Origin of the sequence: Ideonella dechloratans, from assembly GCF_021049305.1 — a bacterium.
Taxonomy (GTDB): domain Bacteria; phylum Pseudomonadota; class Gammaproteobacteria; order Burkholderiales; family Burkholderiaceae_C; genus Ideonella; species Ideonella dechloratans.
This window is the reverse complement of record NZ_CP088082.1, coordinates 424,425-437,695: the sequence shown is the minus strand read 5'-3', so window position 1 is coordinate 437,695 and position 13,271 is coordinate 424,425. Positions and strand designations below refer to the sequence as shown.

The 13,271-nt window shown below is 69.3% G+C and carries 14 protein-coding genes and 1 pseudogene; 8 read left to right on the top strand and 7 right to left on the bottom strand.

Annotated elements, in window-relative coordinates:
* The first annotated feature begins 1 nt into the window (after position 1).
* Entirely contained in the window at positions 2–739 is a 738-nt protein-coding gene (istB, locus tag LRM40_RS19950; RefSeq protein ID WP_151126053.1) for an IS21-like element helper ATPase IstB, read from the top strand.
* 138 nt (positions 740–877) lie between these two features.
* Here the strand turns inward: istB (LRM40_RS19950) and LRM40_RS19945 are convergent, their stop codons facing one another.
* The gene (locus tag LRM40_RS19945) at positions 878–1,648 is read right to left on the bottom strand and encodes an aminotransferase-like domain-containing protein (protein WP_151125879.1); all 771 of its coding nucleotides are present in this window, start codon (positions 1,646–1,648) and stop codon (positions 878–880) included.
* Positions 1,649–1,748: 100 nt separating this feature from the next.
* Between LRM40_RS19945 and LRM40_RS19940 the strand changes: the two genes are divergently transcribed.
* From LRM40_RS19940 to istB (LRM40_RS19910), 7 genes and pseudogenes are all read left to right on the top strand, one after another.
* Positions 1,749–2,222 (top strand): ester cyclase, encoded by a 474-nt coding sequence (locus LRM40_RS19940; protein WP_151125878.1) that lies wholly within the window; start codon positions 1,749–1,751, stop codon positions 2,220–2,222.
* Positions 2,189–3,064, top strand: a complete 876-nt coding sequence (locus tag LRM40_RS19935) for an NAD-dependent epimerase/dehydratase family protein (RefSeq protein ID WP_151125877.1) — start codon at positions 2,189–2,191, stop codon at positions 3,062–3,064. The genes LRM40_RS19940 and LRM40_RS19935 overlap by 34 nt, the downstream gene beginning before the upstream one ends.
* 130 nt (positions 3,065–3,194) lie before the next feature.
* Entirely contained in the window at positions 3,195–4,214 is a 1,020-nt protein-coding gene (locus LRM40_RS19930) for an alcohol dehydrogenase catalytic domain-containing protein (RefSeq protein ID WP_151125876.1), read from the top strand.
* Between the two features lie 8 nt (positions 4,215–4,222).
* Entirely contained in the window at positions 4,223–4,525 is a 303-nt protein-coding gene (locus tag LRM40_RS19925) for a YciI family protein (protein ID WP_151125875.1), read from the top strand.
* Between the two features lie 15 nt (positions 4,526–4,540).
* Positions 4,541–5,452 (top strand): LysR family transcriptional regulator, encoded by a 912-nt coding sequence (locus tag LRM40_RS19920; RefSeq protein WP_151125874.1) that lies wholly within the window; start codon positions 4,541–4,543, stop codon positions 5,450–5,452.
* A 262-nt stretch (positions 5,453–5,714) separates the two neighbouring features.
* Positions 5,715–6,866 (top strand): annotated as a pseudogene (istA, locus tag LRM40_RS19915) (IS21 family transposase); the annotation flags it as partial.
* Positions 6,859–7,650, top strand: coding sequence for an IS21-like element helper ATPase IstB (istB, locus tag LRM40_RS19910; protein ID WP_151125873.1), 792 nt, complete (start codon positions 6,859–6,861; stop codon positions 7,648–7,650). The pseudogene istA and the gene istB (LRM40_RS19910), both read left to right, overlap by 8 nt.
* A 69-nt stretch (positions 7,651–7,719) precedes the next feature.
* On the opposite strand, the gene LRM40_RS19905 is transcribed toward istB (LRM40_RS19910), so the two are convergent.
* From LRM40_RS19905 to LRM40_RS19880, 6 genes are all read right to left on the bottom strand, one after another.
* Complete coding sequence (locus LRM40_RS19905) at positions 7,720–8,304, bottom strand: hypothetical protein (protein WP_231067869.1); 585 nt, start codon at positions 8,302–8,304, stop codon at positions 7,720–7,722.
* Positions 8,305–8,371: 67 nt separating this feature from the next.
* Positions 8,372–9,655, bottom strand: coding sequence for a cobyrinic acid a,c-diamide synthase CobB (locus tag LRM40_RS19900; RefSeq protein WP_151125880.1), 1,284 nt, complete (start codon positions 9,653–9,655; stop codon positions 8,372–8,374).
* A 28-nt stretch (positions 9,656–9,683) separates the two neighbouring features.
* A complete protein-coding gene (gene cobT, locus LRM40_RS19895) occupies positions 9,684–10,730 on the bottom strand; it encodes a nicotinate-nucleotide--dimethylbenzimidazole phosphoribosyltransferase (protein ID WP_151125872.1) in 1,047 nt (348 codons plus the stop codon).
* A gap of 40 nt (positions 10,731–10,770) precedes the next feature.
* Positions 10,771–11,400 carry a cob(I)yrinic acid a,c-diamide adenosyltransferase gene (gene cobO / locus LRM40_RS19890; protein WP_151125871.1) on the bottom strand — a complete coding sequence of 210 codons (630 nt, stop codon included), beginning with the start codon at positions 11,398–11,400 and terminating at the stop codon, positions 10,771–10,773.
* Between the two features lie 32 nt (positions 11,401–11,432).
* Positions 11,433–12,248, bottom strand: coding sequence for an ABC transporter ATP-binding protein (locus LRM40_RS19885; protein WP_151125870.1), 816 nt, complete (start codon positions 12,246–12,248; stop codon positions 11,433–11,435).
* The gene (locus LRM40_RS19880; RefSeq protein WP_151125869.1) at positions 12,245–13,270 is read right to left on the bottom strand and encodes a FecCD family ABC transporter permease; all 1,026 of its coding nucleotides are present in this window, start codon (positions 13,268–13,270) and stop codon (positions 12,245–12,247) included. The genes LRM40_RS19885 and LRM40_RS19880 overlap by 4 nt, the downstream gene beginning before the upstream one ends.
* Position 13,271 lies beyond the last annotated feature (1 nt).

Genomic DNA, 13,271 nt, shown 5'->3' with positions numbered 1-13,271 from the left:
CATGCTCAACGAACAGACCTTGAACCAACTGCGCGCCCTGCGCCTGGACGGCATGGTGGCCGCCCTCAGCGACGCGGCCACCCACATCACAGCCAGCGAACTGCCCTTTGAACAACGTCTGGCGCTGCTGGTGCAGCGCGAGGTGGACTGGCGTGACAGCAAACGCCTGGAGCGCCTGCTCAAGGCGGCCCGCCTGAAGGTCTCCAGTGCCTGCCTGGAGGACATCGACTGGCGCGCCAGCCGGGGCCTGGGCCGGGAGGTCATCACCAGCCTGGCCGGCGGCGACTGGCTGCGCCATGGCCACAACGTGCTGCTGACCGGCGCCACCGGGTGCGGCAAGACGTGGCTTGCCTGCGCACTGGGGCAGCAGGCCGCGCGTCTGGGCTTCTCGGTGCTCTACACCCGCGCGCCACGGCTGCTGCAGGAGTTGCACGTGGCCCACGGCGATGGCAGCCTGGGCAAACGGCTGGCGCAACTGGCGCGGCTGGACCTGCTCATCCTGGACGACTTCGGCATCGCGCCGATTGCCGCGCACGAGCGAAACGACCTGCTGGAGTTGCTCGACGACCGGGTGGGTGCGCGCTCGACGCTCATCACCAGCCAGTTGCCGGTGACGGCCTGGCACGCCTGGCTGGACGAGCCCACGCTGGCCGACGCCATCCTGGACCGCATCGTGCACGGCTCGCACAAGATAGCCCTCAAGGGCGAGTCGATGAGAAAGCTGGCAAAGGCCGTCTGAGCCGGCCGCGCCGACCGCCATTCCACGCTGATGGCGGACACTTCGGCTACGATTTGAGCGTCACTCAGGACACCCGCGCAACGTGTCCGCCATCGCCTGGAACGCTGTCCGCGATGGGAATGGAATCACTGTCCGCCATCAGTGGAATGCGCAGTCAACCGGCCCTGGGCATATGTGCGCTCCCGAAGCCTCCAGTACCCTGCGTGCTCCCACGTAACCAGGATCCTCAACGATCACCGCATCGCCCGGCGAAATCAGCAGCCTCGCGCAGATATCGAGCGCTTGTTGCGTGCCGGAAGTGACGAGGATTTGCTCCGGCAGGCACGCTACCCCCCGTGCCGCGCCGAGGTAGTCGCAAATCGCCTGCCGCAGGGAGAGCAGGCCAAGCGGATCGCCGTCGCCGAGCGCGCTGGCAGGCAAGCGGCGGATCGCGCGGGCCATGACGCGTGACCACAATTCACGGGGAAACTCGTCGAGGGCGGGCAAATGCGCAGCAAACGGACGCGATGGGCTGCCGATCGCAGTCGATGTTGGAAAGGCTGACTGACTCAACGCCCACCCGGTCGGGCTCAGTTGAGGCAAACCCGATTGAACCGTGGGCTTGGGCTGGGTAATGGTTCGAGGCCGACGCAACGTGGTGTCTGGAAGCTCGGCGTTCACGAAGGTGCCAGCACCCGCTTGCGCCGACAGATAGCCTTCTGCGCGGAGCTGCTCATAGACGGCAACGACCGTGGCTCGCGCAACGCCGTATTGGCGGGCAAGTTCGCGGCTCGAGGGCAAGCGTGCGCCCGGCTTCAGCTGGCCGGTGCTTATTGCGGCGCACAGACCGTCGTAGAGCGTGCGTTGATGGCCTCCGGGCGATTTCCGCAGGACGAACGGGAGCTCGAAGCTGGAGAGACGACGAGGCATGGTGCTTCTGAGTGGACTACCAGAATAGTTAAATTTGGCACATCACAACCATACCAAGGAGTCCTAGAGTCCGTCTGCTTCTCGATCAACCGGACAACACATGGACACGTCTCTCATGGATCTGGTGAACCGGCATCTCGATGCCGAGAACCGCCACGACCTCGACACGACCCTGCAAACCCTGCACCCCGACTGTGTCTTCGAGGACCTGGGGCTTGGTTGGACCTTTCGCGGTCATGCCGGGGCAGCCCATTACTACCGTCTGTGGTGGCAGGCCTTCGACCTCGTGGTTCGCGGCGAGCGCAGGCATTGGTCGCGCGATGGATGTCTGGTGGCCGAGACGCGATTCACCGGAAGCCACCAGGACGTCTTCTGTGGCGTGCCCCCGACCGGGCGCACGCTGGACCTGCGCATGGTGGTGGTCGTCGATTTCCGGGACGGCCTCATGGCCGGCGAGCGCTTCTATTACGACTCCCGCAGCCTGTTCCAGCAGCTGGACATGTTCGCCGCCGATGGATCCTGGAAGTCAAGGAGCTCCACATGCACGTGGCCATCGTTGGCGCAACCGGCGTGATCGGGCGGCACGTCGTGCCGCGACTGGCCGAGGCGGGGCATTCGGTGCTGGCCCTGGGCCGGGCGCCAGAGGTGCCGCCCGGCCTGTTGGCTGTTCCTGGCGTGACTTACGCGCGTCTCGATCTGCTGTCGGAGAGTCAAGTGGTGGCCGCGCTCGATCGTTCTGTCGATGCAGTCCTGCATCTCGCGACCGCCATCGCCCGCCCCGGAATGCCGACCTCCTGGCCGGTGAACGACCGCATCCGCCGCGAAGGCACGTGTCATCTGGTTCGGGCTTGCGAGTTGCATGGCATCACGCGCTACGTGCAGCAGAGCATTGCCATGCTCGTACCGTCCAATGGGGACGACTGGGTCGACGAAAGCTGCGAGGTGAGCACGACACCAGTGACCGCCTCGGCGCACGACATGGAGGAGCTGGTGCGGGCGTCGAAGCTGGACTGGCGCATCGTGCGCGGCGGGTTGCTCTATGGCCCCGGCACCGGGCGCGAGTCGCACTGGGCCCTTCTTGCCCGTCAGGGCCGATTGCATGCGGGCGAGGCGGCCAGCCGATATGCCTCGCTAGTCCATGTCTCGGACTTTGCCGAGGCGCTGTTCGCCGCGACGATGCGGGAGTTGCCGGGACTTGTAGTCAACGCCGTCGACGACCTTCCCGTGCGCTACGGCGAACTGTTCCACGCGATACGCTGCGCCGTCGGTGCTGTCAGTCCTCCCACCGCCGACGCGGCCGACGCCCCGGTCGTGGCCTCATTCAGGGCATCGAATCGCCGGGCGCGGGAGACCCTGGGCTGGCGCCCCCTCATGCGCAGCTATCTGTCGGGATTGGTGCCGATCCTGGCGGAGTGAGTGCCTCAGGCGAACGGCACGCGGGCGCCGTAGCGTCGAAAAGTCTTGTGCATGCCGCCCCCTGTTTCCGGAGCTAGTGACTTTCTACAGTGAAGGCCTTGTCCCACTTCTCTGAAATCACGGGGTCCACATGCTCGCAGTTCAAATCCAACGTTACGGTCCAGCCGAGTCGCTCGCCTGCGTCGACGTTCCCACACCGCAACCCGCTGCCCACGAGGTTCTCGTTCAGGTGCACGCATGCGGCGTCAACCGTCTCGACCTGTTGCTGCGCGAAGGCAAGATATTTCAGGTCCCGCTGCCGCGCATTCCGGGAACGGACTTCGCCGGCACCATCGTTGCGGTGGGCGCAGACGTTGCGGACCGTCGCGTGGGCGAGCGGGTGCTGGCGGCCCCAATCCTGTCCTGCGGTCAATGCGAGCACTGCCTGCAGGGCGAGGACAATCTGTGCAAGGCCTTCGGCACGGTCGGCTCGACCATCGACGGGGGCTACGCCGCATACGTCAGAATCCCGGCCCGCAACGCCCGGCCGGTGCCGGGCGACCTTGACTGGATCACAGCGGCAAGCTTTGGCCTCACCTACGCCACGGCGTCGGCAATGCTGCGTCGTGGTCGTCTCAAGAAAGACGAAACCGTCCTGGTGCTCGGCTCGAGCGGCGGACTCGGCTATGCTGCCGTGCAGCTCGCTCGCTGCGCTGGCGCCCGGGTCATCGCGGTCTGCCGGGGAACGCAACGCGGCGCGAGCCTTTTGACTCAGGGTGCCGACGCAGTGGTTGAGCCAGGCCCGCGCATGGCCGAGCAGGTGCAAGCACTCACTGGTGGCAAGGGGGTCGATCTGGTCTTCGAGCATGTGGCCGCTGCGACGTTCGAGCAGTCGATCGCCTCGTTGGCCGTTGGAGGGCGCCTGGTCCTGGGCGGCGTCACCACCGGCACACAGGCATCCCTTGATCTGAAGGCAGTGTTCACCAAGCGGCTGGAGGTACTTGGCTGCCGGGGCAGCGGCCGAAAGGATTTCGACCACGTGCTGGAGCTGATGGCCCGTGGCGCCATTCGGCCTCACGTGGAGCACGTGCTTGCGTTGGAACGTGCCACGGAAGCCCACCACCTCCTTGAGTCGGGCCACCTGCTCGGAAAAGTAGTGCTCAAAGTCTGAGAAAAACCATGTTCATCGTCCTCCTTCACTACCTGCAGCCTCTCGCCGTCGTCGAGAAGCACCTCGCCGAGCACCGCAAGTACTTGGACCGTCATTTCTCGTTGGGGCATTTCGTGACCTCCGGTCCACAGGTGCCGCGAATCGGCGGGGTGATCCTCGCGCGCGGCCTGTCGCGCCCGGAGCTCGACGGCGTGCTCGCCGAGGATCCCTTCTATCGGGAAAAGGTCGCGCAGTACCAGGTCATCGAGTTCGAACCCAACCGATTTGCCGAGGGCGTCCAGGCTGCGCTACTCGGTAAGCTCGCGGCCTAGCCACGGAGCAAGCTCATGGACATGCTGGCAGCGATGCGCGTCTTCCAGAAGGTTGCGTCTACCTTGAGCTTCACCGAAGCCGGTGACCTGCTAGGGTTGGCACCTTCGAGCGTATCGCGCCAGCTTGACGGGCTGGAGGACGAGCTGGGTGTGAAGCTGCTCACCCGCACGACGCGGAGGCTTGCCCTGACAGAGGCCGGCGAGGCCTACAAGTTGCAGGTGGACGATCTCCTCGCGGAACTGGACGCGGTGCACGAGAACATTGCGGCCTTTGGCGACGAACTGCGGGGGCGCTTGAAGGTCAGTGCCCCAAGGGTCTTCGGCAAACGCCTCATCACGCCCTTGATCCCGGAGTTTCTGGCTACCCACCCGAAGGTCACGCTAGAGCTTTCGCTGACGGACGAATACGTCGACCTGGTCGAAACTGACACGGACGTTGTCATTCGCATTGGTGCGCTGGGGGATTCGCGGCTCGTCAGCCGCCCTCTCGGGCGGTACCGGCGCATTCTTGTTTGCACTCCAGGCTACCTGCGAGAACGTCCTCTACCGCGTGCTCCCTCGGATTTGGTTGCTCACAACTGTCTGCGGTACCGGCGCGCCGGCGAGCGTGTCACGTGGATGTTCTCGAGACCTGATGGGGAGTGCACCGTGGAACACCTGCCGCAAGGAGACTTCGTGGCCAACGATGTCGAGGCTCTTCTGCTTGCGACAGAGGCGGGCCTGGGGGTTTCGATGCTGCCGTATTGGCTGGTACGAGACCGGCTCGAAGCCAAATCATTGGTTCAATTGCTGGTTGATTACCCGTTTGTGAGCACGATGCAGGATGCCGGTATCCACTTTGTCTATTCGGTCAATCGTCGTCAATCTCGCAAGGTTCATGCGTTCATGGAGCATGTGAGCGGCCGCCTTGGAGGCCTTTTGATTTAGGCCGACCCTCCAGCTCGCGTTGACCTGGCGACGTCAATCCAGATGCTTGAAGTGCGAGAAGACTTCAGCGCCGGGTTCAAGCGGCTGGACCTGTCGCCAGCAGCCCGGGTAGTGGAGTATGAGTCCGTGGTGGTCGAACCTTAGTAATGACTGATAGCCCGATCCAATACTCCTGTATAGGAACAGTTGACCCTGCTCGGCAACGCAACTTCGATCATCCGTCACGCTGACGACACCGCGTTCAGTCGATTTGTCCTCCTGCTTCGAGCTCAGCGAGGCCTTCCAATTCGACTGGAGCGAGGAGCCGCTGGTGATCAGCGGCGTGTACCAGCGGCTGCAGGTGGCGCACATGAAGCTGTGCGCCAGCCGCGCCTTCTGGCTGGTGGCCTATCCCAGCCAGGGCCACGAGATGCTGTTCGACGCCCACACGCGCGGCTTCGCGGCCCTGGGTGGCGTGGCGCGCCGGGGTATCTACGACAACATGAAGACGGCGGTGGACCGCGTTGGCCGCGGCAAGAGTCGCGACGTCAACAGCCGCTTCGCCGCGCTGTGCGCGCACTATCTCTTCGACCCGGACTTCTGCAACGTCGCCAGCGGTTGGGAGAAGGGTGTCGTCGAGAAGAACGTGCAGGACAGCCGGCGCCGCATCTGGCTGGCGGCACGCGAGCAGCGCTTCGGGTCCTTGGATGAGCTCAACGCCTGGCTGGGTGAGCGCTGCAAGGCGCTGTGGGCAGAGTTACGCCACCCCGAGCACAAGGACTTCAGCGTGGCGGAGATGCTGGAGCTGGAGCGTAGCCACCTGATGCCCAAGCCCGTGGACTTCGACGGCTATGTGCAGGACGTGGCGCGCGTGAGCAGCACCTGCCTGGTCACCGTGGCCCGCAACCGCTACTCGGTGCCGTGCGAGTTGGCGCGGCAGACGGTCAGCACGCGGCTGTACCCGCAGCGCGTGGTGATCGTGGCCGACGAGCGCGTGGTGGCCGAGCACGCCCGGCTCAGCGGCAAGGGCCGCACGGCCTACGACTGGCAGCACTATGTGCCGCTGGTCCAGCGCAAGCCCGGCGCACTGCGCAACGGTGCGCCCTTCGTGGACCTGCCCGAGCCACTGGCCAGGCTGCGCCAGGCCTTGCTGCGTCATGCCGGGGGCGACCGGCTGATGGCGCAGGTGCTGGCCCTGAGCAGCACGGCGGGGCTGGACGAGGTGCTCGTCGCGGCCGAACTGGCGCTGGAGCGCGCAGGCCCTGGCGGGCGGATCAGCCCGGAACACGTGGCCAACGTGCTGGCGCGGCTCACGGCTCCGGAGAGACCGCCCAACGTCACCACGTCGCTGAGCACAACGACGCCACCGCAGGCCGATCCGGGCAGCTACGACCGACTGCGCCGCCTGAGCGAGCAGGAGGTGGACCATGGCTGATGTCATTGCAGAGTTGAAGGCCCTGCGCCTGCACGGCATGGCGGCCACCTGGGCCGAGCTCGGCGAGCAGCGCAACGCCGAGGTGGAGCGCTCGCGCTGGCTGCTGGAGCACATGCTGCAGGCCGAGGCCAGCGACCGCGCCACGCGCTCGGTGCAGCACCAGATGAGCAGCGCCCGCTTCCCGATGCATCGAGACTTGGCCAGCTTCGACTTCGAGGTCTCGCCGGTGGACCGCAAGCTGGTCACGCAGTTGGCCACCTGCGAGTTCACGGCCGCGGCGCACAACGTGGTGCTGGTGGGTGGTCCCGGCACGGGCAAGACCCATCTGGCCACGGCCATCGGCGTGGCGGGCATCGGCATGCACGGCAAGCGGGTCCGCTTCTACAGCACCGTGGACCTGGTCAACGCGCTGGAGCGGGAGAAGGCCGAGGGCAAGGCAGGTCGCATCGCGGCCAGCCTGCTGCGGCTGGACCTCGTGATCCTCGATGAGCTGGGCTACCTGCCGTTCAGCCAGGCCGGCGGCGCCTTGCTGTTCCACCTGATGTCCAAGCTCTACGAGCACACCAGCGTCGTCATCACGACCAACCTGGACTTCGCGGAATGGAGCGCGGTGTTCGGCGACGCCAAGATGACCACGGCGCTGCTGGACCGACTCACGCACCACTGCCACATCGTAGAGACCGGTAACGAGAGCTACCGTGTCACGCAGGCCACGGCGGCCACGCGCAAGCGCATCAAAGCGAGGGAGCAGGAGCGCCGCAGCAAGGACAACGAGGCGGGCTGAACAAGCCCCGCGCTACAGTTGTCCACAGCCGGCATCACCTGATGCCGGTCCCAAGCCCTGGGTCAAAGTTCAATCGGCAGGGTGGGTCAAATTTAGATCGGCGCCAACAGCCTGGTTGACGAAGGCCTCGTCCAGGCCCCACTCGCGCACCAGGTGCTGCTGCAGGTGGTCCAGCTCGGCCCGCTCGATGCACCCGTCGACCGCCGCCATGCGCACGGCCAGCGGCGCGATGAGGTCGAAGATGGCCAGGCCCAGCTGGTCCAGCGGCGTGTTCAGGTAGCGCGGGATCTCGATGACCCGCTCGCCACGCCGGTTGCCCAGCAGACGGTAGAGCCCGTAGCAGGCGCCGCCGGAGGCCAGGGCGGCGAAGGCCACCCAGCCGATGGGCGTGGCCGCCGTGCCCAGGCCCACCGCCCCCAGCAGGCCGCCGGGCGCGAAAAAGGTGGAGGCCACCAGGCTGGACTTGGCCACCGCCGCCCCGGTGCCCGCCGCGCCCAGCACATCCCAGATTTCCCGCGCGCGGTTGACGGCCCGCAGCGAGGCATCGGCCTGCTCGCCGATGGCCAGCTTGGCCTTGAAGCGCAACTCGTCGGCCACGACGCGGCTGGCCTCGATGGCCGGCATGGGCGTGGTCGGGGATGGGATGTCGGTCATGGTGGAGGGACACGGACGCGGTCCGCCGAGTGTATCGACGCACCCCGTCCCCCGGGGCCGCCCGGGCTCAGACCGAGAACCAGCGCGCCACCGCCGCCGGGGCGCTGGGGAAGTAGGCGTGCAGGAAGCTGGCCTGCAGGCGGCCCTGGCGGTAGACCGCCTCGGGCTGGCCGTGGTGGCGTTGGGCCTGGGTGTGGGTCAGTGGGGGCAGCGGGCTCTCGAAGCGGGCGTGGTGGAAGGTGTGGCCGCGCACCGTGCCCTCGGGCAGTTCCGCCGCGTGCAGGCCCAGGTTGACCAGGCGCGGGCTCATGCGGGCCTCGCCGGGCAGCAGGCCCCAGCCGGCATGGCGGGTGCCCTGGGCGTCGGTCAGCCCCTCGGCCAGGGCCAGCATGCCGCCGCATTCGGCCACCAGGGGCAGGCCGGCGGCGTGGTGGGCCTGCAGGCTGCGGCGCGTGCGCCGGGCCTCGGCCAGGGTGGCGGCGTGCAGCTCGGGGTAGCCGCCGGGCAGGTAGACGGCGGTGGCACCCTCGGGCACCGGCTCGTCGGCCAGGGGCGAGAAGAAGCACAGGCCCGCGCCCAGGCGCTGCAGCAGCTGCACATTGGCCGGGTAGAGGAAGGCGAAGGCCGCGTCCCGCGCGATGGCCACGCACTGGCCGCGCAGCGGGGCCTGTTCGTACACGGCCAACTCATCCACATCGGGCTCGGGCCGGCCCCAGTCCACCTCGGGCGGCAGCGGCAGGTCCAGCGCGGCCAGGGCGTCGGCCGCGCGGTCCAGCCGGGCGTCCAGGTCGGCCAGCTCGGCCGCCTGCACCAGGCCCAGGTGGCGCGAGGGCAGCTCGAAGCCCGCTTCGCGCGGCAGCGCACCGTACCAGGCCAGGCCCGGCGGCAGGCTCTCGCGCAGCATCTCGGCGTGGCCGGGGCTGCCCACGCGGTTGGCCAGCACGCCGCTCACCGGCAGGCCGGGCCGGTACTGCTGCAGGCCCAGGGCCAGGGCGCCGAAGGTCTGGGCCATGGCCGCAGCCTCGATCACTGCCAGCACCGGCAGGCCGAAGGTCTGGGCCAGGTCGGCGCTGCTGGGGCGGCCGTCGAACAGACCCATCACGCCCTCGACCAGCACGATGTCATGGTCCTGCGCGGCCTCGGCCAGCAGGCGCCGGCAATGGGCCTCGCCCCCCATCCACAGGTCCAGCTGCCAGCAGGGCTGGCCGCTGGCGCGGGCGTGGATCATCGGGTCCAGGAAGTCCGGCCCGGTCTTGAAGACACGCACCCGCAGGCCCTGGCGCGTCCACCGCCGGGCCAGGGCCGCGGTGACGGTGGTCTTGCCCTGGCCGGAGGCGGGTGCGCTGACCATCAGCGCGCGGCAGCGCTCGCCCACGGCTTCAGTCCTTGTTGGAGACGCCGGCCGACTCGAAGCTGGCCATCTCGTTGAGGAAGGCCACGGCCGCGCGCACCAGGCTGTAGGCCAGCACCGCGCCGGTGCCCTCGCCCAGGCGCAGGTCCAGCATCATCAGCGGCTGGGCCTGCATGGCCTGCAGCATGGCCTGGTGGCCGCGCTCGGCCGATTGGTGCGCGAAGACGGCGTAGCCCAGCACCTCGGGCGCCAGGCGCGAGGCCACCAGCATGGCGCTGCTGGTGATGAAGCCGTCGACCAGCACCAGCATGCCCGCCTCGGCCGCGCCCAGCATGGCGCCGGCCATCATCGCGATCTCGAAGCCGCCGTACTCGGCCAGGGCCTGCAGCGGCTGCTCGCGCAGCGCGCCGGTGCGCGCGGCCGCGCGGGCCAGCACCGCCTGCTTGCGCTGCAGGCCGGCCTCGTCCACGCCGGTGCCGCGGCCGGTGGCCACGTCCAGCGGCACCTCGGCCAGCTTGTGCAGCAGCAGCGAGGCCGCGCTGGTGTTGGCAATGCCCATCTCGCCGAAGGCCACCACATTGCAGCCCTGCTCGCGGGCCTCGCGCATCAGGGCGCGGCCCCGCTCCAGCGCGGCCACCGCCTGTTCGCTCGTCATGGCCGGCTGCACCGCGCTGTTGGCAGTGCCCGGGGCGATCTTGGCGTGCACCAGGCCCGGCACCTCGCCGAAGTCGTGGTTGACGCCGGCATCCACCACCTGCACCGCCAAGCCCTGGTCACGCGCCAGCACATTGACCGCCGCGCCGCCGCCCAGGAAGTTCATGACCATCTGCCAGGTCACGTCCTGCGGGTAGGCGCTCACGCCTTCCAGCGCGATGCCGTGGTCGCCGGCAAAGACGACCACCTGCGGCTGCGACAGCCGGGGCGTGAGGCTCTGCTGCACGCGGCCGATCTGCAGGGCCAGGGCCTCCAGCCGGCCCAGCGCGCCCAGCGGCTTGGTCTTGGTGTCGATCTTGTGCTGCAGGGCGGTGTCCAGCGCGGTGGACACGGGGGGGATGCGGACGGTGAAGGCGGTCATGGCGGGGTGAAGGGTGACGTGGAAGGGGGGCAGCCGGGGTTCAGAACTCGATGCCCGGCTGGGCGCGGATGCCCTGCTTGAAGGCGTGCTTGACGACCTTGATCTCGCTGACGGTGTGGGCGGCCTCGACCAGCTCGGGCGGGGCGCCGCGGCCGGTCACCACCACATGCTGGCCCGCGGGTCGCGCGGCCAGGTCGGCCAGCACGGTGGCCACCGGCAGGTAGCCGTGGGCCAGCACGATGTTGAGCTCGTCCAGCACCACCAGGTCGATGTCCGGGCGCTGCAGCAGGCCGCGGGCGATGGCCCAGCCGGCCTCGACGCGCTCGACATCGCGGGCGCGGTTCTGCGTCTCCCAGGTGAAGCCTTCGCCGGTGACGTGGAACTCCACCTCGTCGGGGAAGCGGCGGAAGAAGCGCTCCTCGCCTGTGGGGATGGCGCCCTTGATGAACTGCACCACGCCCACGCGCCCGCCATGGCCCAGGGTGCGCGCGGCCATGCCGAAGGCCGAGCTGCTCTTGCCCTTGCCGGGGCCGGTGAGCACCAGCAGCAGGCCGGTGTCCTGGTCGGCCCGGGCGATGCGGGCATCGACCGCGGCCTTGTGGCGCTGCATCTTGGCCTTGTGGCGGGCTTCGCTGTCCTCGGGCGAGGTGGGGGTGTCGGGGATGGACATGGGATCTTTCAACAACGGTGGCGCTGGCGGATTCAGGCCGGCAGCCACCAGCGGCGGCCGTCGATCTCGCGGCAGCGCAGGGGGTGGCCGAAGGCGGCCGAGAGCGTGTCCTCGCGCATCACCTGCTCGACCGGGCCGGCCAGCGCCGGACCGCCCTGCCCGTCCAGCAGCAGCGCATGGGTGGCCACGCGCTGGGCCAGGCTGAGGTCGTGCACCGAGACGACCAGGGCGCGGCGGCCGGCTCGCACGTCCTCGGCCAGCAGGTCCAGCATGCGCAGCTGCTGGGCCAGGTCCAGGTGGGCCAGGGGTTCGTCCAGCAGGGCCAGCGGCGGGTCCTGCGTCAGCAGGGTGGCCAGGGCCACGCGCTGGCGCTCGCCGCCGGAGAGCGTGGTCACGTCGCGGCCCTCGAAGCCGGCCAGGCCCACCCGGGCCAGCGCGGCGCGGGCCAGCGCGGAGTCGGCCTCGCCCTCCCAGTGCCAGCGCGACAGGTGCGGGTGGCGGCCCTGCAGCACCACGTCCAGCACCGGGGCGGGAAAGGCGTCCACCACCTGCTGGGGCACATAGCCGCGCCAGCAGGCCAGCTCGGCCAGGGGCCAGGCCGCCAGCGGGTGACCGGCCACCGCCAGCATGCCCTCGGCCGGGGGGCGGGCACCGGCCAGGGTGCTGAGCAGCTGGGTCTTGCCCGCGCCGTTGCGGCCCAGCAGCACCCAGCACTGGCCGGCTTGCACCGCCAGGTCCAGGCCGCGCAGCAGCCAGCGCGCCTCGCGGCCGGGCCCGGGCACCTGCACGCCCAGGCCCTGCGCCTGCAGCAGCGGCGCCCCGGGGATGGCGGCCGGGGAACGGCTCATCCGCGCCCCCGACGACTCAGCAACACGATGAAGGTGGGCGCGCCCACCAGCGCGGTGATGACGCCCACCGGCAGCTGCAGCGGGTCCACCAGGGTGCGTGCCAGCGTGTCGGCCGCCAGCAGGAAGACCGCGCCGGTCAGGGCGCTGGCGGGCAGCAGCAGGCGCTGGTCGTTGCCCAGCAGCAGGCGCAGCGCATGCGGCACCACCAGGCCGACAAAGCCGACCGAGCCGGCCACCGTCACTGCGGTGGCCGCCGCCGCGGAAGCTGACAGGTAGATCAGCGCCCGCACCCGCCGCACCGGCACGCCCAGCATCTGGGCCGGGCCGGGGCCGCGCAGCAGCAGGTTCAGGTCGCGGCCGAAGGGCAGCAGCAGCGTCAGCAGGGCCAGCGGCAGCAGCAGCACCGGCGCGGGCACATCGGTGCCGGAGAGGTCGCCCATCATCCAGAACAGCATGCCGCGCAGCTGCTCGCTGGGCGCCAGGCTCAGCACCAGGCTGACGCCGGCCATGGCCATGGACGACAGCATCACGCCGGTCAGCAAGAGACGCGGCGTGCTGTCCTGGCTGCTGGCGGCCTCCAGCCGGCCCAGGTCGTGCCGGCCCAGAAGGAAGACGATGGCGACGGCCGCCAGCGCCCCGGCGAAGGCCCCGGCCTGCACCGCCAGGAAGCTGCAGCCCAGCGCCAGCATCAGGAGCGCCCCCAGCGCGGCCGAGCCCGACAGGCCCAGCACATAGGGGTCGGCCAGCGGATTGCGCAGCAGCACCTGCATCAGCGCGCCAGAGAGCGCCAGCAGCGCACCGGTGCTGAGCGCGGCCAGCGCGCGCGGCAGGCGCAGCCGGTGCAGGATTTCGGACGCCATGCTGCCGTCGGGCTGCCACAGCAGGCGCGGCAGGTCGGCCCAGGCCAGGGCGTCGCTGCCGCTGGCCAGGGCCCAGGCCAGCACCCCCAGGGCCAGGGCCAGCAGCAGCCCCAGCACCCGCAGGGTGCGGGCCGCCGTCAGGGGGGGACGGGTGGCGTTCATG

Bases quoted from the DNA above. Each gene is read 5' to 3' on its own strand.
- istB (WP_151126053.1), top strand. From the start codon at position 2: ATGCTCAACGAACAGACCTTGAACCAACTGCGCGCCCTGCGCCTGGAC.
- LRM40_RS19945 (WP_151125879.1), bottom strand. From the start codon at position 1,648: ATGCCTCGTCGTCTCTCCAGCTTCGAGCTCCCGTTCGTCCTGCGGAAA.
- LRM40_RS19940 (WP_151125878.1), top strand. From the start codon at position 1,749: ATGGACACGTCTCTCATGGATCTGGTGAACCGGCATCTCGATGCCGAG.
- LRM40_RS19935 (WP_151125877.1), top strand. From the start codon at position 2,189: ATGCACGTGGCCATCGTTGGCGCAACCGGCGTGATCGGGCGGCACGTC.
- LRM40_RS19930 (WP_151125876.1), top strand. From the start codon at position 3,195: ATGCTCGCAGTTCAAATCCAACGTTACGGTCCAGCCGAGTCGCTCGCC.
- LRM40_RS19925 (WP_151125875.1), top strand. From the start codon at position 4,223: ATGTTCATCGTCCTCCTTCACTACCTGCAGCCTCTCGCCGTCGTCGAG.
- LRM40_RS19920 (WP_151125874.1), top strand. From the start codon at position 4,541: ATGGACATGCTGGCAGCGATGCGCGTCTTCCAGAAGGTTGCGTCTACC.
- istB (WP_151125873.1), top strand. From the start codon at position 6,859: ATGGCTGATGTCATTGCAGAGTTGAAGGCCCTGCGCCTGCACGGCATG.
- LRM40_RS19905 (WP_231067869.1), bottom strand. From the start codon at position 8,304: ATGACCGACATCCCATCCCCGACCACGCCCATGCCGGCCATCGAGGCC.
- LRM40_RS19900 (WP_151125880.1), bottom strand. From the start codon at position 9,655: ATGGTCAGCGCACCCGCCTCCGGCCAGGGCAAGACCACCGTCACCGCG.
- cobT (WP_151125872.1), bottom strand. From the start codon at position 10,730: ATGACCGCCTTCACCGTCCGCATCCCCCCCGTGTCCACCGCGCTGGAC.
- cobO (WP_151125871.1), bottom strand. From the start codon at position 11,400: ATGTCCATCCCCGACACCCCCACCTCGCCCGAGGACAGCGAAGCCCGC.
- LRM40_RS19885 (WP_151125870.1), bottom strand. From the start codon at position 12,248: ATGAGCCGTTCCCCGGCCGCCATCCCCGGGGCGCCGCTGCTGCAGGCG.
- LRM40_RS19880 (WP_151125869.1), bottom strand. From the start codon at position 13,270: ATGAACGCCACCCGTCCCCCCCTGACGGCGGCCCGCACCCTGCGGGTG.